The organism is Niveispirillum sp. GW835-FHT14G11, assembly GCF_058793615.1.
On the sequence record NZ_JBXAFZ010000017.1, the window covers coordinates 47,443 to 67,913 of the forward strand.

Here is a 20,471-nt window from a genome sequence, read left to right on the forward strand (position 1 = left end):
CTATCCGGCCCTCACCGCTGACAGGTGCATCTTCACGGCGCCCAGCGCGCTGTCCATCTCCAGCCGGACAGGCACGGGCGGACCGCCGGCCACGACGGGGGCAATATAGAGTGTGACGGGTACGTCCTTGGGCTTCGCCCCCTCCCGATCGCGGTCGCGCTGCCGGTTCTCCTTCCAGCGGCCGGCCAGCGGCTTGTAGCGCACCGTGCAGGCGGTTGCCGGCCCGGCATAGACGGACAGGCTGCTTGCCTCCAGCACCGTTTCGTTCTGCGTGGCGAAGATCAGGTCGTATCGCTGGCGCCCGTCATAGACGGGGACGGTGATGTCGCAATTCCCCGCCTTGGCCACCTTGTCCAGTACGGCGACGATGGCCGAAACCGGGTCCACGGTGCCCAGCCGCAGATCGGCAGGCACAGGCTCCCGGTCCTTCTCCGGCTCCGGATCGGCCAGGGTCAGGGTGGGGGTGCCGTCGGGGGTGTAATCCACCGTGGTCAGGCGCGGCTGATCGCGCCAACTGCCATGGGCGGTGAACTGGCGCGGGCGGGGCAGGGCGGCGGACAGGTTGCCCTGGGCCTGCACATCCGTTTTCCACTGCGCCACGCGGCCCAGGAACCCGTCCGTCTGCATGCGCAGGCCGGCGCGATAGCCGTCGGCCCCCAGCGCCATATTCGCATCGGCATCCAGCACATGCATGCCGCCCACATGCACCGAATAGGTCAGCGCCAGGTCACCCGGCTTGTCCTGTGCGCTGGCCGGAAAGGACGGCGCGAGGGCCAGAAACGCGATCGGCAGGCAGCTCAGGGCACGCATATCGGTTCGGCCTCCCAATGTTTACGGTGGCGGGTCTATCGGCAATGTGGGCCTGGAACCCGCAGCCGACAAGGCTTTCCCAGGCATTGGCGGAAAAAATCGCAGGCCCTGGGATTTTTCCCTTTGACAGGTCGCCGCCAACCCCTTAGAACCCCGCTCCACCGACGACGGATGGGCGCGTAGCTCAGCGGGAGAGCATCGCCTTCACACGGCGGGGGTCGCAGGTTCAATCCCTGCCGCGCCCACCATCCTCCGGTCCCAAAAAAAGCCGCTGGCCACAAGCCGGCGGCTTTTTTGCTTTGGGGGTATAGGGTCGCTCACTGCGCCCCGGCTGCTTTCGGGTTGCGCATCTCGTTCAGCTTCTCTTCCGTCTGGCGCGACCGCCACAGCCAGGGCGGTTCCACCCGGCCGGCCCACAGGCCCCGGCGGAAAGAGATGGCCCGCGCCTCGATCGACACATAGTCGAAGCTGAGCGGGCGATAGGCCAGGGCCATGCCGCGCTCCACCATGGCATAGGCCAGATCGTCGCCATTTTCTGCCCGGCAGATGGCCAGCTTCGGCCCCACGGCGGGCGACTGGCCACGCGGCGTGCATTCGATATTCATATTGTTGATCAACAGGCCCAGGATGCGGGTGGACAGGGCGAAACAATTATATTCGCGACCCCGCACATTCAGGCATTTCTGGTCCTTGTCGGGCGCATCGATGCCGAACAGGCGGAATTCCTGGCCCTTCACGGTGACCAGATCACCTTCCTTGGCGGCACCGATGCCCTTTACCGGTGCCTCACCGCCGGCTTGGCCCAGAGCGGCGGGTGCCAGTCCCAGCAGAGCCATCAGCCCCAGGGCCATCCCGATCCTCACAGCAGGCTCCCTACGGCCTTGGGCGCGGCCGCCGCCTCTGGCTGGTACGGGGCCAGCAGGTCCGGCCCGTCATGGCGCACGGCATTGACCCGCGGCGTCACCGGTCGCAGGCTCAATGCGCCGGCCGCCGGTGCCCGCATCAGCCCGTGACGCACGACCTCCGGCGTCGTGGGTGACAGCCAGCGCTGGATGGCGCCATCATCCATCAGCATCACCGGCGTGCGCTCATGGATACGGGCCAACTCGTCATTGGCGGGGGCGGTCAGGATGCAGCAGGTGAATAACGGCCCATCCGCCCCGCCGTGCCAGACATCCCACAGGGCGGCGAAGGCCATGGGGGCGCCGTCGGCACGGGCCACGAACCAGGGCTGCTTGCGCTCGCCCGTCTGCGGCCATTCATAGAATCCGTCGGCGGGGATGATGGCGCGCCGCTTCTGCCAGGGCTCGCGGAAGGATGGCTTGTCCGCCGCGCTCTCGCTGCGAGCGTTGATCATGCGGGCCGCGCCAGAGGCGTCATTGGCCCAGGACGGCACCAGACCCCAGCGCATGGCGGTCATCGACCGTGCCCCGGTCCGGTCCAGCCCGATCACACCCACCGCGGCCGTCGGCGCGATGTTGTACCGGGCGACCAAATGCCGGGGGGCCATGTCGGCACGCAGCGTGGCGCCGAAGGCCGCTGCCATATCCTCCAGGCTTTTCTGCACAAACCGCCCGCACATGAAGGCATCGTCCCCTTGTTACGCTGTGGCCAGAGTATCGGCACGAAAGCGGGTTGAACAGGACCCCTTGTCGGGGCGACAGGTGTTTCCAATATGATGCGTGAAGGAAAAGTCACCGTGAAGTCACAGGCCGGGACCGGAACCTTCGTTTAACTTCTCCGTTGGGGCGACAGGGGCATGAAAGCTGGCCGGCCGTCAGGGCCGACGGGAGAACGCGCATGTCGTATATGTCTGGTGTCGTCATTACTGCGGCAGAACGTGCCGCCCTTCTGAGGCCCGATGAGTCGGGGGAGGTTCAATCCGCCCATATCTGGCCGCCGCGCCGTCCGCGCGGTACGGACCGCCGCGCCATCACGCTGCAATTGGACGGTGATCTGGTGGACTGGTTCCGCCGTTCCGGCGGCGGTGACCGCGCCATGCAGGCCCGCATCAACGCGGCCCTGCGCGCCTACATGGCCGACCATGACGATGGGGAGTGAAGCCAATCTGGCTATTGCCGGATTGGCTGGCGCGTTGAGCGCCCGCGCGCTCATGCGCGCGTAGCCAAGCGGCCGGATGGCCGCGCCCGACGCCTGAGGGCATCGTTTATGTGGCTTGCTCCCGGCGTTTCATTCCCTATGATCGGGCGAATTTTGGCCAGGAGAGCCTTCGCCCATGTCACCCGAAGAATTGGCTGGCCTGTTGCCCGCCGTCCGCGCCGCCGCCGAAAAGGCATCTGCGGCCATCCTGCGCCATTACGAGGCCGGGACCGACGCCGTTGAAAAGGCCGATGGCAGCCCTGTCACCGCCGCCGACAATGATGCCGACGCCATCATCCTGGCGGCCCTGCGCACCCTGACCCCCGCCATCCCCGTGGTGACGGAGGAGGAGGTGGCTGCCGGGCGCATCCCGGACATCGCCGCCGGTACCTTCTGGCTGGTCGATCCGCTGGACGGCACCAAGGAATTCATCAAGCGCAATGGCGAGTTCACCGTGAACATCGCCCTGGTCCAGGATGGTTTGCCCGTCCTGGGCGTCGTCATGCTGCCTGTGGACGGCACCATCTATGCCGCGTCGGGCCCCGGCACCGCTGTGCGCGGTCGCGCCGGGCAGCCGGACGAGCCCATTCGCGTCCGCCCTGTGCCCGCCCGTGGCCTGACCGTCCTGACCTCGCGCAGCCATGCCGATAACCAAGCCGTGGAGGAATTCCTGGCCGGGCGGCGCGTGGCCGACCGGGTGGCGGCCGGCAGCTCCCTGAAATTCTGCCGCGTGGCTGAGGGAGTGGGCGATGTGTATCCGCGTCTGGGGCCCACCTGCGAATGGGATATCGCCGCCGGCCATGCCGTGCTGCTGGGGGCTGGCGGCATCCTGACGCTGCTGGATGGCGAACCCTTCCCCTATGGCAAGGCCCCCACCTTCCTGAACCCGCATTTCGTGGCCTGGGGCGGGGCATGACAGGTGTGCGACCGCCGTCACAGCGATAAGGCGGCAACGCGCCTACATATCCCTCAGATCCATCTCAGCGCAGGGCTTCCCATCATGTCCCAGTTCGATTTCGACCTGTTCACCATCGGCGCCGGTTCGGGTGGGGTGCGGGCGTCGCGCATCGCGGCGGGGCATGGCGCGCGCGTGGCGGTGGCGGAGGAACGCTATTTCGGCGGCACGTGCGTTAATGTCGGCTGCGTGCCCAAGAAGCTGCTGGTCTATGGCGCCGAATACGGCCAGGCGTTCGAGGATGCGGCCGGATTTGGCTGGCAGGTTGAAAGGCCCACCCATGACTGGAACGCCCTGATCGCGGCCAAGGACAAGGAAATTGCGCGCCTGAACGGCATCTATCGCCGTCTGCTGGAAGGGGCTGGTGTCACCGTGTTCGAAGGCCGCGCCACCATCGTGGACGCCCACACGGTGGAGGTGAACGGCCGCCGCGTGACGGCGGAGCGCATCCTGATCGCCACCGGCGGCTGGCCTGAACTGCCCCAGGAGCCCGGCGCGCGGGAATATGGCATCACGTCCAACGAAATCTTCTATCTGAAGGCGTTTCCACGCCGCGTTGTCGTTGCCGGCGGCGGCTATATCGCGCTGGAATTCGCTGGTCTGTTCAATGGCCTGGGCGCGAAAGTCACCCAGCTCTATCGCGGCCGGCAGATCCTGCGCGGCTTCGATCTGGATGTGCGGGAATTCGTGGCGGATGAGGTGCGCAAGTCCGGCATCGACCTGCGCCTGAATGTCATCATCGACCGGATCGAGAAGACGGAGACCGGCCTGCTGGCCCATCTGTCTGACGGGCAGCGCATCGAATGCGACGCGGTCGTTTACGCTATCGGCCGCAAGCCACTAACCAAGGGGCTGGGGCTGGAAAAGCTGGGCGTGGAACTGGACGATGCCGGGGCCATCAAGGTCAACGACCAGTACCAGACGTCCGTTCCCAGCCTCTATGCCCTGGGCGATGTCACCAACCGCGTCAACCTGACGCCCGTGGCCCTGGCCGAGGGGCATGTGCTGGCCGACCGGCTGTATGGCAACCGTGCGCGCGATGTGAATTACGACAATATCCCCACGGCCGTTTTCTCCATCCCGCCCGTCGCCACGGTCGGCATCACGGAGGAAGAGGCCCGCGCCACCCTGCCGAGCGGTGTCGATATCTATCGCACCAATTTCAAGCCTATGCGCCATCAGCTCTCGGGCCGCGACCAGCGGACCTTCATGAAGCTGGTGGTGGATCGGGAGACGCAGAAGGTGGTGGGCTGTCACATGGTGGGCAGCGATACGCCGGAAATGATCCAGGGCATCGCCGTTGCCATGAATGCCGGTGCGACCAAGCAGGTCTTCGACAACACCATCGGCCTGCATCCCACCGCGGCGGAGGAATTCGTCACCCTGCGCACCAAGTCGCCCGATCCGGTGTGATCGCTTTTAAGTCGCCCTCTCCCATTATTCCGGCAAAAGCCTGGATGATGGGAGGACAAACGCCAGCCACAAACGTAAAAAGCGCCGCCAGGATGTTCCCGGCGGCGCTTTTTACGTGCCTTGTGGCCAAGCTGCTTACTTCAGGCCGAAGCTCTGGAAGCGCTTGTTGAACTTGGCGATCTGGCCGCCGGTGTCCAGCAGCTTCTGCACGCCCGTCCAGGCCGGGTGGGACTTCGGATCGATGTCCAGACGCAGCGTGTCGCCGGCCTTGCCCATGGTGGTGCGGGTCTTGAAGGAGCTACCATCGGTCATGACGACGGTGATCTCGTGGTACGCGGGGTGGATATCAGGCTTCATGGTCGGCAGTCCCTAAATCGAAGCCGCGCTTTTATACCAAGCCAGGGGTGATGGCAACCCCGTCCGGCCATGCGGTGACGCAAGGCTGGGCTGATACGTGTTCGGCGCGGCAGCTATGTTATCGGGGCGTTGTGGTTGCCCTGACGCGGACATGCGGTTACCACGGGATGGTTCTGATTTCCACCCGCTTTCTTGCATGCGGAGCAACTTCCTTGGTCTTTCGTGACAGCAGCGCCGAACCTACCCCGCCCGAGGGGCAGAATCGCCGCGATCTGAAGCCTTTGCGCCTGCTTTGGCCGTTCTTGAAACCCTACCGCGCCGCCATGGCCGGCGCCACCGCCGCCCTCGTGGTCGCGGCCGGCACGGTGCTGGGGCTGGGCCAGGGGTTGAAGGCACTGGTCGATCGCGGATTCGCGGCGGGCAATGCCGACCTGCTGAATCAGGCGCTGCTGGTCATGCTGGTGGTCATCGTGCTGCTGGCCGTTTCCACCTTCGCCCGATTCTATCTGGTTTCCTGGATTGGGGAGCGGGTGGTGGCCGATATCCGGCGCAAGGTCTTCGACCATCTGGTCACCCAATCCCCGGCTTTTTTTGAGACGACGCGGACGGGGGAGATCCTGTCGCGCCTGACCACCGACACCACCCTGCTGCAGCAGGTGATCGGCACATCCGTGTCCATCGCGCTGCGCAACGGGTTGATGCTGGTGGGCGGGCTGGTGCTGCTGGCCCTGACCTCGGGCAAACTGACGGGGCTGGTGCTGCTGGTCGTGCCGCTGGTGGTGGCACCCATCATCATTTTCGGCCGCAAGGTCCGCACCCTGTCGCGCGCCAGCCAGGACGCCGTCGCCGATATCGGTAGCACGGTGGACGAGGTGCTGGGCGGCATCCGCACCGTCCAGGCCTTCGGACGGGAGCCGATGGAGATAAACCGGTTCCGCGACAGGGTGGAGGAGACGGTCACCGTGTCGCTGCGCCGGATCAAGGCGCGGTCCTGGCTGACCATGCTGGTCATCGTGCTGGTGTTCGGGGCCATCGGCATGGTGCTGTGGATCGGCGGTCATGACGTGATCGCCGGACGCATCAGCGGCGGCCAGCTTTCCGCCTTCGTCTTCTACGCCGTCATGGTGGCCGGTGCGGTTGGCGCCCTGTCGGAGGTGGCCAGCGACCTGTCACGCGCCGCCGGCGCCACGGAACGGCTGTTCGACCTGCTGGCCACCGTGCCGGACATCCGGGCACCGCCCCAGCCGCTGCCCCTGCCGTCGCCGACAAGGGGCGAGGTGCGGTTCGACAGCGTGCGCTTCAACTATCCCTCCCGGCCCAAGGACAGCGCGCTGGACGGGTTGAACCTGACCATCCATCCGGGGGAGCGTGTGGCCCTGGTCGGCCCGTCGGGTGCCGGCAAGACCACGATCTTCCAGCTTCTCCTGCGCTTTTATGATCCGCAGCAGGGCAGCGTCCGTCTGGACGGGGTGGATGTCGCCCAGGCCGATCCGGCCGACCTGCGCGCCCGCATCGGCATCGTGCAGCAGGACAGCGTCATCTTTTCCACCAGCGCCATGGAGAATATCCGCTATGGCCGTCCCGGTGCGTCGGATGCGGAGGTGCGGGCGGCGGCATCGGCCGCCCATGCCCTGGAGTTCATCCAGGCCATGCCGGAAGGGTTCGACACGTTCCTGGGCGAAAAGGGTGTGCGCCTGTCGGGCGGGCAGCGCCAGCGCATCGCGATTGCCCGCGCCATCCTGCGTGACGCGCCGGTGCTGCTGCTGGATGAGGCGACCTCGGCCCTGGATGCGGAAAGCGAGCGCGTGGTGCAGGCGGCCCTTGAAACCCTGATGAAGGGCCGCACCACCCTGATCATCGCCCATCGCCTGGCCACGGTCGTCAATGCCGATCGCATTGTGGTGCTGGATGCTGGCAAGCTGGTGGAGGAGGGGACGCATGAGGAACTGCTCCGCCGCGGCGGGTTGTATGCCCGTTTGGCGGCTTTGCAGTTCGCGTGAGGGTCAGGGGTGCGTCGCCGTCAGGATGGTGACTGCGTTTGCCGCCAGCCTTTCGGCGAAGGCGGCGTTCAAGGGCTGGTGCCCCGCCAGGATGCGATAGAAGACGGGACCATAGACCATGTCCAGCAGGGTCTCGATCTCCACCGGCGGCGGGATTTCGCCCCGCCGGGCAGCATCATGGATCAATTGCCGCCCCGCTTCGCGGCTGGACAGGATCACGCGGTTCCGGAAGGCTCGCGTCATCTCGCTTTCCGGATCGGCGGCGGCCAGCGTCATGGCGATCTGACGCCCACGCGTGGTGGCGAACGCCTTCACCAGGGCCTGCATCTGTGCGGTCAGTGCCGTCTTCAGGCCCCAATCCCCGCGGGCGGGCTCCATCGGGGTGCCATCGATCAGCGCCGCCATGGCCAATTCACAGGCATTGGTCCAGTTCCGATAGAGCGTGGCCTTGCCCACACCCGACCGGGCCGCCACCGCCTCCACCGTCAGACGGCCGAACCCTTCCTCCATCAAGATCGCATGCGCCGCCGCCAGGGCTTTTTCCCGGGCGGCGGGGCTGGGCGGACGGCCGCGCGGCTTCACATCATTCATCATTGACTCATTTCGAAACGAAACGTATCGTAATTAAAATTAAACGACGACAGGTGCAAAATGTCCAGCATTACCGGGGTCATGCCCTATTTCACGGTGAAGAATGCCAGTGCCGCCATCGACTTCTACTGTCGCGCCTTCGGAGCGGTGGAGATTTTCCGGATGACGGACCCGATGGATGGCCGGATCGGCCATGCCGAGCTGCGGCTGGGCGAAAGTACCGTGATGTTGTCGGATGAATATCCGGATTTCGGTGCGCTCAGCCCCGATACGATCGGTGGCACGCCGGTGACCCTGTTTTTGTCCACCCAGGCGGTGGATGAGGATCTGGCCCGTGCGGCAGCGGCCGGGGCGATGGTCATCCGTGCCGCCGCGAACCAGAGCTTCGGGGAACGCAGCGCCATGGTGATGGATCCGTTCGGCCATCGCTGGATGCTGTCGCAGACCATCGAACAGGTCAGCCCGGAGGAGATGCAGCGTCGCTGGAATGCGGAGACGGGGGCTTGAGCGGAAGTGGGGGCGATTACCCCCCCGCAATCACCTCGTTGAACGCCTTCACAGCGGCGGCGGCGCCATCGGGGTGGTTCCACACCCCGCCGCTGACGGCCAGGAAATCGGCCCCGGCATCGACCAGGACGGCGCAATTTTCCACGGTAATGCCGCCGATGGCCACGCACGGTACTTCCATTATCTCCTGCCACCAGGACAGGATCTCCGGCTCGGCCCGGGCTTTGGGCTCCTTGGTGGCGGTGTCGAAGAAGGCGCCGAAGGCGACATAGTCGGCCCCGTCCTCGCCGGCCACCATGGCCAGATGCCGGCTGTCATGGCAGGTGACGCCGACAATGGCGTCGCGGCCCATGATCTTGCGGGCCTGGGCATAGGGGGTGTCCTCCTGCCCGACATGCACGCCGTCGCAGCCGCCGGCTGCCGCCAGATCGGGGCGGTCGTTCAGGATGAAGGCAACCTCCCGGCTCTGCACCACGGGCCTCAGCGCGTCGATAGCGCGGCGCACCTCGTCATCGCCCACATCCTTCAACCGCAGCTGCACGCAGGCCACATCGCCGGCATCCAATGCCGATGCCAGCAGAGTCGAGAAACTGGACAGATCGATCTTCGGCGGGGTGATCAGGTAGAGGCGGCAGTCGGACATGATTTTCTCTGTGCGATAAAAGAAAGGGCCCGGCGCGGAACCATCCGCGCCGGGCCCCCTAACGTCACCAGTATAAGGACTTATTCCTTGTTCTGGTAGATGCGCACCAGCTTGTCCAGCAGGGCCAGCGCGTCCTCGCGCGAGCGCTGGAACGCGTTGCGGCCGATGATGGAGCCGTTGCCGCCGCCGTCGCGGATGGCGCGGGCATCCTCATACACCGCATCCTCGCCCTTGGCGGCACCGCCGGAGAACACAACGATGCGGCGACCGTTGAAGCAGGCCTGGGTGACGTGCTTCACGCGCTCGGCCAGGGTCTCGCGCGGGATATTGTGCTTTTCATAGATCTTGCGTGCCTCGTCCTGTTCCAGGTCGGCGGTGGGCAGCTTGACCTTGATGATGTGGGCGCCCAGCAGGGCCGCCATGTGGGCCGCATACGCGTCCACGTCCAGCGCCAGCTCACCCTTCTTGGAGATGTCGCCGCCGCGCGGATAGGACCAGATGACGGTGGCGATGCCCTTGGACTTGGCCTCGCGCGATAGTTCGCGGATTTCCTCGAACTGGTTGAACTGGGCGTCGGAGCCAGGATAGATGGTGAAGCCGATGGCCGATGCGCCGATGCGCAGCGCGTCATCGACGCTGGCGGTCACGGCTTGGTCGGCATTTTCCTTGAAGCGCGACAGGCTGTTGGCGCTGTTCATCTTCAAGATCAGCGGGATAGAGCCGGCGAAGGTGGCCGCTCCGGCCTCCAGCGGGCCCAGCGGGGCGGCATAGGCCGACAGCCCGGCATCGATGGCCAGCTGGAAATGGTAATGCGGGTCATAGGCGGCGGGGTTCATGGCGAAGCTGCGGGCGGGCCCGTGTTCGAAACCCTGATCGACCGGCAGGATCACCAGCTTGCCGGTGCCGCCCAGGCGGCCTTCCATCAGGATGCGGGCGAGATTGGCCTTGGTGCCGGGATTGTCGCTCTCATACCAGGAAAGGATTTCCTTAACGCGGCGGGTCAGCTTCATCTTCGATTTCCTGCCAGTTCGGCGGGCCGTTGCGCGGCCCTCATGTGGGTGCCGGTTTGATATCCCAGGCACAGGCGTAAAGCAACGTGACGGCGCAAGGCGGTAACGACTGAAATTCCGTTACATTTGTTTGAAATCAAACTGTTGGGACAGGTATTGCCGTAGGGTGGCACCACGGTTGCGCCGCCAGCACACCTCTGTGACGGCGGTTGGTGCCTTGTGCAGGCGGGCCCCATGGGCCTCTGCCAACGATGTCAGACGATCCCGGACGCTTGGCGGAGTCGCCGGCCCCAGGGTGAAGGCCACGTCACGGCACCCCGCCCGCAGCGCCGACAGCACCAGGCCCGGCAGGTCGGCACAGTCAACCAGCGCCTGGAACGGCCCGCCTGCCGCCTCCGTCCATGCCGCCTGCAGCCCCGCCCACCAGCCGGCCCCTGCCAGCCCGGTGATGCCCATATCGGACACCAGCCGCACCGGCCGCCCATCCGCGATCTCCAGCACCATGCACCCGGCCGCCAGCCCATCCACCCGCACGGCAGGGACGGCGGTCCAGTCGATGGAGAGGGTGTGATCATTCTTCGTCATGATGCTCCTGTCTACCGGATCACCCGTACGGCGTCACGAGTCTGTCACCCCCGCCGCCTATGCTGCTACAGCAATGGACAGGACAGGTGGGGACATGACGAAGAATGCTGGAACGGCGGAACTGCCCCCCACGCAGGTGGCGGCAGCGGCGCTGGTGGCGGAACTGGCGGCCCTGCGCACGCTGGTATCGGCGGAAGCGGCGGACACGCTGGTTCGGCTGGGAGCGGGGGACCATGACGGCACCGTCAACCTGGCCCATTATCTGGCCCTGCGTCATCACGACCTGCGCGCGCTGCAACGGCGGCTGATGGTATTGGGCCTGTCCTCCCTGGGCCGTCTGGAAAGCCGGGTCCTGCCGACGCTGGACGCGGTGGCGACGGCCCTGGCGGCCCTGGCCGGGGTCGAAACCACCGTCGAGCCACCCACGGAGGCCGCCTTCTTCGCGGGGGAGGCGCGGCTGGCGGCGGCGTCCGACGCGCTGCTGGGCGAAGCGCCCCGCCATCGCCGCTGCCGCATCATGGTGACGCTGCCCGGTACGGCGGCCGACGACCCTGAGATGATCCTGGATCTGGCCCGGCGCGGCATGGACATCGTGCGCATCAACTGCGCCCATGACGATGCGGACGCCTGGCGGGCGATGACCCGGCATGCGCGCAGTGCCGCGGGGTTGGTGGGCCGTCCCCTGTCGGTGCTGATGGACATTGCCGGGCCGAAGATCCGCACAGGAGAGGTCCGGTCAAAGGATAAGAAGGCCCGGCTGTATCCCGGTGATGCCCTGCGGCTGGTGGCGTCGGGGGAGCCCTGGTGCGACGATCAGGCGCCCTTTGCCGCCGCCGTCTCGCTGGCGGAGATTGTGCGCCGTCTGACGCCCGGCGACCGGCTGCGCTATGACGATGGCACCCTGGAGGGGGTGGTGGAAAGCGTGGCGGACGACACGGCCATCATCCGTGTCACCCAGGCCAAGGGCAAGGGCGTGAAGCTGAAGCCGGAGAAGGGGTTGAACTTGCCGGATACCGCCCTGGGCCTGTCGCCCCTGACGGACAAGGATCAGGACGACCTGGCCACCGTGGTCGAGTGCGCCGACATGATCGGCTATTCCTTCGTCAGCCGGCCCGACGATATCGACCTGCTGGAACAGGCGCTGGCCCGCTGCGGCGTGGAGAAGCGGCCGGGACTGGTGGCCAAGATCGAACGGCCCGAGGCCGTCACCAACCTGCCCGGACTGATGGTCCGCGCCGCTGGCAAGGGTTGGCCTTTCGGGGTGATGATCGCGCGCGGCGACCTGGCGGCGGAGATCGGGTTCGAGCGGGTGGCCGAGATGCAGGAGGAACTCCTGTGGCTGTGCGAGGCCGCCGGCGTTCCGGTCATCTGGGCCACCCAGGTCCTGGAGGATTTGGTCAAGGATGGCGTGCCGTCGCGGGGCGAGATGACCGATGCCGCCATGGCGGCGCGGGCAGAATGTGTCATGCTGAACAAGGGCCCTGCGGTGGGGGCGGCCATAGACCTGCTGGACCGGTTATTGGCCCGCATGGACGGGCATATCTCAAAGAAGACCCCAACGCTGCGGGCCTTGAAGTCCTGGTAGGCCAGTGGCACGGATGTGCCCGCCCGGCGCTTGAGGAAACGGGAAATATGTCAAGGACAGGTCGGCCCGCCCAGTGTCGGCGGGTTGGCAGCCGGCAGCGGTCGCACATGCGCCGACACGGGCAGGTTCAGTTCCTCCAGCCGTTTGGCCACCAGCGACGCCATGGCCCGCGCCCCGATCTCGCTGAAATGCGTATCGTCGGCGACGCCGTCCGGCCAGCGGGCATAGCCTGCCTCCTTGCCGTAATGCAGGAAATAGGCCTTGGCTGGCTCCGGCCCCAGCCCCTGCACATAGACGCGACTGTCATAGCCCAGGTCGATCAGCGGCGTTGCCGTCTCCTGCGCCACGGCGCGCGTCACTTCGGCATAGGTGGGGAAACTGTCATTGATGCTGCCATCTTCCTTGAAGCTGCGCCGGCCCACCGGCGTCAGCAGCACGGGCTGTGCGCCCTTTTCCCGCGCCATGGAAATGAAGCGCAGCAGGTTGACGCGGAAGTCGGGCAGGGGGGTGTAGCGCTCCTGCTTGGCCTGATTGGCGTCATTGTGCCCGAACTGGATCAGCAGGGTGTCGCCGGCCGCGATGTCCTTGGCAATGGCGTCGAACCGCCCTTCGGCGATGAAGCTCTTGGTGCTGCGTCCACCCATGGCGCGGTTTTCAACGCTGACCGACCCATCCAGATTACAGGCCAGCATCATGCCCCAGCCCGTTTGCGGATACTTGTCAGGCGCATAATTGGCTGCCGTGCTGTCGCCGGCGATGAAGATGCGTTCACCGGCCGCGACCGGGTTCGTCAAGATCAGCGCCGCCAGCGCCGTGACCAGCCAATATCTCATAACCATCCTTCCAAAATTTGTATGACAACTTTGATGCCAGCGCCAAAATAAGGGCGCTCAGCCCCTTGCGCAAGCCCGACGCGCAGGGCAGGGGGGCAGCCATGGCGGCCCTGCACTTCCACCGAGCCCTTGTCGGCCCTATAGTCCCGCGCTTTATCAGCGCCGATCGTTCGAGAAGACACGCCATGACCCCCGCCGCCCGTTTGGCCACTGCCACCGACCTGCTTGCCGAGGTGATGGACACCCCGCGCCCGGCCGACGCCGTGACCAGCGCCTTCTTCCGCGCCCGCCGCTTCATCGGCGCCAAGGACCGGGGCGAGATCGCGTCGCTGGTCTATGGCATCATGCGCCATTGGGCGCGGCTGCATTGGTGGCTGGAACGGGTGAACCACATGCCCGATCCGCGCGCCCTGGTCATTGCCGACTGCATGCTGTCGGGTGGCCGTTCGGCCGATGCCGTGGGCGGCCTGTTCAACGGTGCGAAGTTCGCGCCCGCCCCCTTGAGCGACCGGGAGCGCAAGCTGGTCCGTGCGCTGGACACCCGCACCCTGAACCATCCCGACCAGCCGGAAGCGGTTCAGGCCGAGGTGCCGGACTGGGCCGAGGCCTCCATGCGCGCCACCTTCGGCGACCGTTTCCTGGTGGAGGCGTCGGCGATGCTGGGCGAGGCGCCGCTGGATTTGCGCGTCAACCCGGTGAAGGGCACGCGGGAAGAGGCGCAGAAGGCGCTGGCCGATGCCGGGATCAAGGCGACGGCCACCGACCTGTCGCCTGTCGGCCTGCGTCTGGCCGGCCGCGCGCCGGTGATGGCGCTGGACGCCTACAAGTCCGGCATGATCGAAATCCAGGACGAGGGATCGCAGCTGGTGGCCTTCATGGCCGATGCAAGGCCCGGCATGCAGGTGGTGGATTTCTGTGCCGGGGCCGGCGGCAAGACCCTGGCCATCGCCGCGATGATGGAAAACAAGGGCCGGGTGGTGGCCACCGACGTGCTGGAAGGCCGTCTGACCCGCGCCAAGGAACGGTTCCGCCGCGCCGGCCTGCACAATATCGAAACCCGCGCCATCGCCACCGAACGCGACCCCTGGGTGAAGCGCCACAAGGGCAAGTTCGACCGCGTTGTCGTGGATGCGCCCTGCTCCGGCACCGGCACCTGGCGCCGCAATCCGGACAGCCGTTGGCGCCCGCTGGGCCCCGGCCTGATCGAGCTGCTGCCGCTTCAGGCCAGCATCCTGGACAGTGCCGCCCGTCTGGTCCGACCCGGTGGCCGCATCGTCTATGCCACCTGCTCGCTGCTGCGGGAGGAGAATGAGGGGCAGGTGGAGGCGTTCCTGGCCAGCCACCCCGACTTTACCCTGGTGCCGGTACCCGCCGCCTGGCCGGCATCCTGGGGCAAGCCGCCGGTGGATACCGACATGCTGCGCCTGACGCCGCTGCGCCATGACACGGACGGGTTCTTCGCCGCCGTGCTGGAACGCCGCGCCGACATTGCGGAAGAAAAGGTGGTCGACGAAGCGGCACCGACAGAAGCAGGAGTGCCGGTGGTGTTGGAAGAGGCCACCGCGTGAATTGGCCCCACCCGATGGGTATTGGGTGGTGATTGACCGGCGCGAGGCCGCCGGGCATGGTGTCGGCGTCAAAAAATCGGGAGTATGGGCTTTGCGCGCAGTTGTTCGTGAATGGGTGGGTCTGATCGGTTTCGTGGCCGGCTTCTACCTCATCATCAACACGTTGCTGTTCGCCGGCTTCCATGTTCCATCGGAAAGCATGCTGCCCACGTTGAAGGTGGGCGACCAGTTCTATGCGGCCAAATACGCCTATGGCTATAGCCGCTTCTCCACCAGCTTCGTGCCGCTGCCCTTCGGGTCCGGCCGCTTCCCCGATGTGACGCCGGAACGCGGCGACATCGTCGTCTTCCGCCTGCCCACGACGGAGGAGGATTATGTGAAGCGTGTCATCGGCCTGCCCGGTGACACGATCCAGGTGCAGAACGGTCGCCTCTATATCAACGGTACCGAGGTGCCGCGTGAGAAGAACCGCGATTATGCCTACCGCGATAATGGCGGTCAGGTGGTGCAGGTCACTGAATATACCGAAACCCTGCCCAATGGCCGCAAGCACCTGATCATCGAACAGCGCGACGACGGCTTCGCCGACAACACGCCCGAATACAATGTGCCGGACGGCCATCTGTTCATGATGGGCGACAACCGCGACAATTCCCAGGACAGCCGCTATCTGCGCCAGGTGGGCTATATCCCGCTGGAACGCGTGCTGGGCCGTGTGTCGATGGTGGCGTTTGCCCGCAAGTCCTGCTCGGAGGAGGAAGGGTTGATCTGCCCTGGCGGCGGCTGGACCGATCGCCTGTTCCGCTGGGTCGCGGCGGACTGATGGCCATGGGAAGCCCGGAGAGCGCCACCGCGATGCCGCCCAAATCACCGTCGAAGCTGCGGGAATGGGCCGGCACCATCGGCATCTTCGGCGGTGCCTATCTGCTGGTGAATACCTTCCTCTACCAAGGCTTCTACGTACCCTCGGAAAGCATGCTGCCCACCCTGACCGTGGGTGATCAGTTCTATGCGGCCAAGTACGCCTATGGCTACAGCCGCTTCTCCACCCCCTTCGTGCCGCTGCCCTTTGGTTCCGGCCGCATCCCCGCCGGCCTGCCGGACCGTGGCGACATCGTCGTCTTCCGCAAGGCGGGGGAGGAGAGCGACCTGGTGAAGCGCGTCGTGGGCCTGCCGGGCGACCGGCTGCGCTGGACCGATGGCCGCCTCTATATCAACGGCACGCTGGTGGCGCGGGAGAAGGTACGTGACATCACCTATCGCGCCCAGAACGGCACCATCGTGCAGGCCGCCGAATATCGCGAAACCCTGCCCGGCGGTCGCCAGCATCTGATCCTGGAACAGACCGACAGCGGCATGGCCGACAATACGCGGGACTATATCGTGCCGGACGGGCATCTATTCATGGCCGGTGACAACCGCGACAATTCCGGCGACAGCCGCTTCCTGAACGATGTCGGCTATGTGCCGCTGGAACGCGTGCTGGGCCGCGTCGGCACGGTGGCCTTCACCCGCAACGGCTGTTCGGCCGAGGAAGGTCTGGCCTGTCCGGGCGGCGGCTGGTTCGACCGGCTGTTCCGGTCGGTGGAATGAAAAAGGGCGGCTCCGAACGGGCCGCCCTTTTCACTTCAGGCTTTACGGATCACTCCGCCGCCGCGGCTGCCTCCGGCCCTTCCTGCTTGGGCATGGGCAGGCCGTTGATGGTGGCCACGGCCAATGCTGCGATATAAGGCAGGGACTGCACCACCAGCATCGCCGACCAGATATAGGCGTCGCGGTTGTCGCCGCCCTCCTTCCAGCCCACGGCAAAGGCCGTCGCCCACAGGGCCAGCATCAGCATCACCTCTTCCTTGGCATGCATGAAGCCCTGGATCAGGGCCGGCTGGTCCTCGCATTTGGGCGTGCGCACGAAGGGGCGGCCCTCGGTAAACAGGCCGGTCCAGACGGCGCGGCCCACCGTATGGGTCAGGGCCATGCCGGCCACGGCGGCGTTCACCTTGTCGGTGAAGCTGCATTTCACCCGCGCTGCATAGAGCCACAACCCGCAGGCCACCTTGAAGAAGAACACGCCCAGCGTGGGCATGATGAAGACGGTGGGCGGGAACTCGAAATAGCGCGGGGCGAACAGCAGGCCCAGCGACCAGAAGATACCGCCCACCACGAACAGCATGTGCGCGGCGTCGGCAAACCAGGGCAGCCAGCCTGTGACGAAATGGTATTTCTGGCCAAATGTCAGGGTCTTGCCGGATGGCAGGAATTCCCGCCAATGCCGCTTGATGATCTGCACCGCGCCATAGGCCCAGCGGAAGCGTTGCGTCTTGTAGCCGGCGAAACTGTCGGGGACCAGGCCCTTGCCGAAGCTGTCGGGCATATAGACGCTTTCCAACCCTTCTTCGAACAGGCGCAGGCCCAGCTCCGCATCCTCACAGATGCACCATTCGGCCCACCAGCCCACCCGTTTCAGGATGGAGGTGCGGATCAGGGTCATGGTGCCATGCTGGATGATAGCGTTGCGTTCATTGCGCTGCACCATGCCGATATGGAAAAAGCCCTGGTACTCCCAGTTGATCATCCGGTGGAACGGATGGATGTGCCAGTCGCGATAATCCTGTGGACTCTGGACGAAGGCGACCTTCTGGCTTTCAAAATAGGGGATGGTGGAGGACAGCCAGTCGGGCGTGACCTGATAATCGCTGTCGATGACGCCCACCACTTCCGCATCCGGGGCCGTCACGGCAAGCCCGAAATTCAGGGCACCGGCCTTGTATCCCGGCCATTTGGCCAGATGGAAGAAGCGGAAATGCGGACCCAGCTTGGCGCAATGCGCCTCCAGCGGCTTCCAGACTTCCTCATCCTTGGTGTTGTTGTCGATGACCAGCACTTCGAAGTTGGGATAATCCATCTTCGCCAGCGCGTTCAGCGTCTCGATCACCATATGCGCCGGCTCATTATAGCAGGGCACGTGGATGGAGACCTTGGGGAAATAGTTTCCGGGATTGGCCTTTGCCGGCGCGAACTTGCGCTTCCAGCGGTCAGTCCACACCACCTCGGTCAGTTCCAAGCCATCGATCAGCACCACGATCAGCAGCAGGATCTGCGCGCAGATCAGGATCAGGAAGGCCACGAAGGACATGGTGTTCATGCCCGTGGTCATCGCCTCCGTCGCGGTCCAGACCAGGCCCGACGCGATACCCTGGATCAGGGCGCCATAGAACAACTGCCCGGCGGGCTTCAGATCGTCACGCGCCAGCACGAACCAGAACATGGGAATGAAGGCCAGCAGGGTGGCGATGGCGCACAGCACGGGCCAGCCGGGTACCTCGAATACGCCGCCTTCCATGGGGAATTTCATCTGGCGATGGGTGTCCCAGATGCCCCAATTGGCCTCCGCCTCGCCGCCGATCTCCCGCTTCCAGGGCTGGTCGAACCCTTCCATGATGTAATAGTCCCAGCGGTTCTCACCGGCCAGGTTCAGGAAGTTGCGGATGAATTGGGCCTGATTGACCAGACTGGCCTGGGCGCCGCCGCGATAGGGGCCGTCCGACGGCCAGCCAGCCTCCCCGATCAGGATATGCTTGTCGGGATACTTGGCCCGCACCTCGTCATAGCCACGGCGCACCTGATCCATCGCCTGCTCGATGGTCACCTTCTCCCAATAGGGCAGCAGGTGGATGGTGATGTAATCGACCGATGCCGCCAACTCCGGATACTTGATCCAGACATAGGGTGGTTCGGCGGTGGAGACGGGGACATCCATCTGCCGCTTGACACGCTGGATATAGTCGATCAGGGCATCGACCTCCAGGTCGCCGCGATACATCACCTCGTTGCCGACCATGACGCGGGTGACGTTCTTGTTGGCGCGGGTCAGGCGGACCAGGGAATTGATCTCCTGCTCGTTCTTGCCCAGGTCCCCGGAAATCCAGGCGCCGGCCGTCACGTCCAGGTCATACCTGGCCGCGATCTCCGGCGTTACCTCCAGCCCGTCGGTAGCGGTATAGGTTCGGATGGAGCGGACATAAGGGGCCACGACGCCCATGTCGCGCTCGATATCGGCTCGGCTCGGGTGGCGGCCATCCTGCGGGTTCTGGTTTTCCTGGTACGGGCTGAAGGCGACGCCGGAGATGGTGCCCGACCACAGTTTCTCCGGCGTGGTCGGCCGGTTCGACAGGGCCCAGGCCCCGATATTGCCCAGCACCAGCAGCACCAGCACAAGCCAGGCCGACGCCCGCATCTTCAATATCTTGCCCATCGTTCCCGTCATGCCCCCGGAACATCCCGCCGCCAGGAATGACGACGGGCCAAAACTTGTGGCAGCCGTTTCTGTTATTTTTATGAAAAGCGCAATGGTGATCGTTCGGTATCCGGTCCAACCATAGCGCAGCCGGCCCGGTTTGGTATAGACCGGGGGCGAAACAGGGGTGAGAGAGTACCATGGAAGGGGGCTTCGATCTCGATGCGCGTCTGTCGGCCGATACGCTGGCGTTGTGCGACTGGCCGCTCTGCCGGGTGTTGCTGATGCGCAACCGGCTGTTTCCCTGGCTGATCCTGGTGCCACGCCGAGCCGGAGCGGTGGAAATCCATCGCCTGTCCGCGGCCGACCAGGTGCTGCTGACGCGGGAGACCTCTGCCGCGGCCCGCGTGCTGGAAAAGCTGTTCCAGCCTGACAAGATCAATACCGGTGCGCTGGGCAATGTCGTGTCCCAGCTCCATATGCATGTGATTGCTCGTCGGCGCGACGACCCGGCCTGGCCCGGTCCTGTTTGGGGCCGTGGCCTGAGTGCTGCCTATGGCGGCGATGAACTGGCCTCCCTGGCAGAAAGGCTGCGCATGGCGCTGAACACTGAAATCACGATTCTGCCGGAACCATCATGACAGGCCCGGCCTTCGACGCGGATTTCCGGGAAAAGCTGCATGCCCTGCTGCGCTGGCGGCGCGACGTGCGGCATTTCCGGCCCGATCCGCTGCCGCCGAGCCTGCTGGACCGGTTGCTGGATGAGGCGGCTCTGGCCCCCAGCGTCGGCCTGTCGGAACCCTGGCGCTGGGTGGTGGTGGAGGATGCGGCCCGCCGCACGGCCATCATCGATAATTTCAAATCCGCCAACGCCGCCGCGCTCGCCGAACAGAAATCGGCTGGCCGCGGTGTCAATTACGCAAGGTTGAAATTGGCCGGCCTGGTGGAGGCGCCCGTGCATCTGGCGGTCTTCGCCGAACCCAATCCTGTGCAGGGCGGCGGCCTGGGGCGGCGAACGATGCCGGAAACACTGGATTATTCCGTCGCCATGGCCATCCATACGCTGTGGCTGGTGGCCCGCGCCCATGGGGTGGGGCTGGGCTGGGTCTCCATCCTGGATCCCGATGCGGTCAATGCTGCCCTGGACGTGCCTGCCGAATGGCATTTCATTGGCTATCTGTGCCTGGGATACCCGGTGGAGGATGCCGAAACCCCGGAATTGCAGCGCGAAGGCTGGGAACAGCGCCAAGTGCCGGCGGGGACGCGGCTGCGGCGTTAGT

At 65.5% G+C, this 20,471-nt stretch carries 21 protein-coding genes and 1 tRNA gene; 12 read left to right on the plus strand and 10 right to left on the minus strand.

The window, feature by feature from the left end; translation table 11 throughout:
• Positions 1-810, minus strand: coding sequence for a DUF3108 domain-containing protein (locus AC1Q7F_RS26155; protein WP_492511492.1), 810 nt, complete (start codon positions 808-810; stop codon positions 1-3).
• A gap of 173 nt (positions 811-983) precedes the next feature.
• Here AC1Q7F_RS26155 and AC1Q7F_RS26160 point away from each other — a divergent pair.
• Positions 984-1,058, plus strand: a tRNA-Val gene (locus tag AC1Q7F_RS26160).
• A 69-nt stretch (positions 1,059-1,127) separates the two neighbouring features.
• Here the strand turns inward: AC1Q7F_RS26160 and AC1Q7F_RS26165 are convergent.
• Positions 1,128-1,673, minus strand: a complete 546-nt coding sequence (locus AC1Q7F_RS26165) for a thermonuclease family protein (RefSeq protein ID WP_492511493.1) — start codon at positions 1,671-1,673, stop codon at positions 1,128-1,130.
• Complete coding sequence (locus AC1Q7F_RS26170) at positions 1,670-2,392, minus strand: SOS response-associated peptidase (protein WP_492511494.1); 723 nt, start codon at positions 2,390-2,392, stop codon at positions 1,670-1,672. The genes AC1Q7F_RS26165 and AC1Q7F_RS26170 overlap by 4 nt, the downstream gene beginning before the upstream one ends.
• Positions 2,393-2,610: 218 nt before the next feature.
• On the opposite strand from AC1Q7F_RS26170, the gene AC1Q7F_RS26175 reads away from it, so the two are divergent.
• From AC1Q7F_RS26175 to gor, 3 genes are all read left to right on the plus strand, one after another.
• Positions 2,611-2,871 (plus strand): BrnA antitoxin family protein, encoded by a 261-nt coding sequence (locus AC1Q7F_RS26175; RefSeq protein ID WP_492511495.1) that lies wholly within the window; start codon positions 2,611-2,613, stop codon positions 2,869-2,871.
• Between the two features lie 175 nt (positions 2,872-3,046).
• Complete coding sequence (cysQ, locus tag AC1Q7F_RS26180; protein WP_492511496.1) at positions 3,047-3,826, plus strand: 3'(2'),5'-bisphosphate nucleotidase CysQ; 780 nt, start codon at positions 3,047-3,049, stop codon at positions 3,824-3,826.
• A gap of 84 nt (positions 3,827-3,910) precedes the next feature.
• On the plus strand, positions 3,911-5,278 hold the full coding sequence (gene gor, locus AC1Q7F_RS26185) for a glutathione-disulfide reductase (RefSeq protein WP_492511497.1): 1,368 nt from the start codon (positions 3,911-3,913) through the stop codon (positions 5,276-5,278).
• Between the two features lie 135 nt (positions 5,279-5,413).
• Here gor and rpmE read toward each other — a convergent pair whose 3' ends face one another.
• On the minus strand, positions 5,414-5,635 hold the full coding sequence (rpmE, locus tag AC1Q7F_RS26190; RefSeq protein ID WP_416621429.1) for a 50S ribosomal protein L31: 222 nt from the start codon (positions 5,633-5,635) through the stop codon (positions 5,414-5,416).
• 212 nt (positions 5,636-5,847) lie between these two features.
• On the opposite strand from rpmE, the gene AC1Q7F_RS26195 reads away from it, so the two are divergent.
• The gene (locus tag AC1Q7F_RS26195; protein WP_492511498.1) at positions 5,848-7,635 is read left to right on the plus strand and encodes an ABC transporter transmembrane domain-containing protein; all 1,788 of its coding nucleotides are present in this window, start codon (positions 5,848-5,850) and stop codon (positions 7,633-7,635) included.
• A gap of 3 nt (positions 7,636-7,638) precedes the next feature.
• On the opposite strand, the gene AC1Q7F_RS26200 is transcribed toward AC1Q7F_RS26195, so the two are convergent.
• Positions 7,639-8,226: a TetR/AcrR family transcriptional regulator gene (locus tag AC1Q7F_RS26200; RefSeq protein ID WP_492511499.1), complete on the minus strand. Its 588-nt coding sequence runs from the start codon at positions 8,224-8,226 to the stop codon at positions 7,639-7,641.
• A gap of 60 nt (positions 8,227-8,286) precedes the next feature.
• On the opposite strand from AC1Q7F_RS26200, the gene AC1Q7F_RS26205 reads away from it, so the two are divergent.
• A complete protein-coding gene (locus AC1Q7F_RS26205; protein WP_492511500.1) occupies positions 8,287-8,733 on the plus strand; it encodes a VOC family protein in 447 nt (148 codons plus the stop codon).
• A 16-nt stretch (positions 8,734-8,749) separates the two neighbouring features.
• Here the strand turns inward: AC1Q7F_RS26205 and thiE are convergent, their stop codons facing one another.
• The 3 genes from thiE to AC1Q7F_RS26220 form a co-directional block, all read right to left on the minus strand.
• The gene (gene thiE / locus AC1Q7F_RS26210) at positions 8,750-9,376 is read right to left on the minus strand and encodes a thiamine phosphate synthase (RefSeq protein WP_492511501.1); all 627 of its coding nucleotides are present in this window, start codon (positions 9,374-9,376) and stop codon (positions 8,750-8,752) included.
• Between the two features lie 80 nt (positions 9,377-9,456).
• Positions 9,457-10,386, minus strand: coding sequence for a class I fructose-bisphosphate aldolase (locus tag AC1Q7F_RS26215; RefSeq protein WP_492511502.1), 930 nt, complete (start codon positions 10,384-10,386; stop codon positions 9,457-9,459).
• 120 nt (positions 10,387-10,506) lie between these two features.
• Positions 10,507-10,971, minus strand: a complete 465-nt coding sequence (locus tag AC1Q7F_RS26220; RefSeq protein WP_492511503.1) for a hypothetical protein — start codon at positions 10,969-10,971, stop codon at positions 10,507-10,509.
• Between the two features lie 94 nt (positions 10,972-11,065).
• On the opposite strand from AC1Q7F_RS26220, the gene AC1Q7F_RS26225 reads away from it, so the two are divergent.
• On the plus strand, positions 11,066-12,556 hold the full coding sequence (locus AC1Q7F_RS26225) for a pyruvate kinase (protein WP_492511504.1): 1,491 nt from the start codon (positions 11,066-11,068) through the stop codon (positions 12,554-12,556).
• 50 nt (positions 12,557-12,606) lie between these two features.
• On the opposite strand, the gene AC1Q7F_RS26230 is transcribed toward AC1Q7F_RS26225, so the two are convergent.
• Positions 12,607-13,389 carry a rhamnogalacturonan acetylesterase gene (locus AC1Q7F_RS26230; RefSeq protein ID WP_492511505.1) on the minus strand — a complete coding sequence of 261 codons (783 nt, stop codon included), beginning with the start codon at positions 13,387-13,389 and terminating at the stop codon, positions 12,607-12,609.
• 185 nt (positions 13,390-13,574) lie between these two features.
• On the opposite strand from AC1Q7F_RS26230, the gene AC1Q7F_RS26235 reads away from it, so the two are divergent.
• The 3 genes from AC1Q7F_RS26235 (at position 13,575) to lepB (AC1Q7F_RS26245) (ending at position 16,550) form a co-directional block, all read left to right on the plus strand.
• On the plus strand, positions 13,575-14,957 hold the full coding sequence (locus AC1Q7F_RS26235; protein ID WP_492511506.1) for an RsmB/NOP family class I SAM-dependent RNA methyltransferase: 1,383 nt from the start codon (positions 13,575-13,577) through the stop codon (positions 14,955-14,957).
• Positions 14,958-15,048: 91 nt separating this feature from the next.
• Positions 15,049-15,780: a signal peptidase I gene (gene lepB / locus AC1Q7F_RS26240; RefSeq protein ID WP_492511507.1), complete on the plus strand. Its 732-nt coding sequence runs from the start codon at positions 15,049-15,051 to the stop codon at positions 15,778-15,780.
• Entirely contained in the window at positions 15,780-16,550 is a 771-nt protein-coding gene (gene lepB, locus AC1Q7F_RS26245; RefSeq protein WP_492511508.1) for a signal peptidase I, read from the plus strand. The genes lepB (AC1Q7F_RS26240) and lepB (AC1Q7F_RS26245) overlap by 1 nt, the downstream gene beginning before the upstream one ends.
• Positions 16,551-16,599: 49 nt before the next feature.
• Here the strand turns inward: lepB (AC1Q7F_RS26245) and AC1Q7F_RS26250 are convergent, their stop codons facing one another.
• Positions 16,600-19,221, minus strand: a complete 2,622-nt coding sequence (locus tag AC1Q7F_RS26250) for a glycosyltransferase (protein ID WP_492511509.1) — start codon at positions 19,219-19,221, stop codon at positions 16,600-16,602.
• A gap of 170 nt (positions 19,222-19,391) precedes the next feature.
• On the opposite strand from AC1Q7F_RS26250, the gene AC1Q7F_RS26255 reads away from it, so the two are divergent.
• Together AC1Q7F_RS26255 and bluB are read left to right on the plus strand one after the other, a co-directional pair.
• Positions 19,392-19,832, plus strand: coding sequence for an HIT domain-containing protein (locus AC1Q7F_RS26255; protein ID WP_492511510.1), 441 nt, complete (start codon positions 19,392-19,394; stop codon positions 19,830-19,832).
• Positions 19,829-20,470: a 5,6-dimethylbenzimidazole synthase gene (gene bluB, locus AC1Q7F_RS26260; RefSeq protein WP_492511511.1), complete on the plus strand. Its 642-nt coding sequence runs from the start codon at positions 19,829-19,831 to the stop codon at positions 20,468-20,470. Before AC1Q7F_RS26255 ends, bluB begins: the two co-directional genes overlap by 4 nt.
• Position 20,471 lies beyond the last annotated feature (1 nt).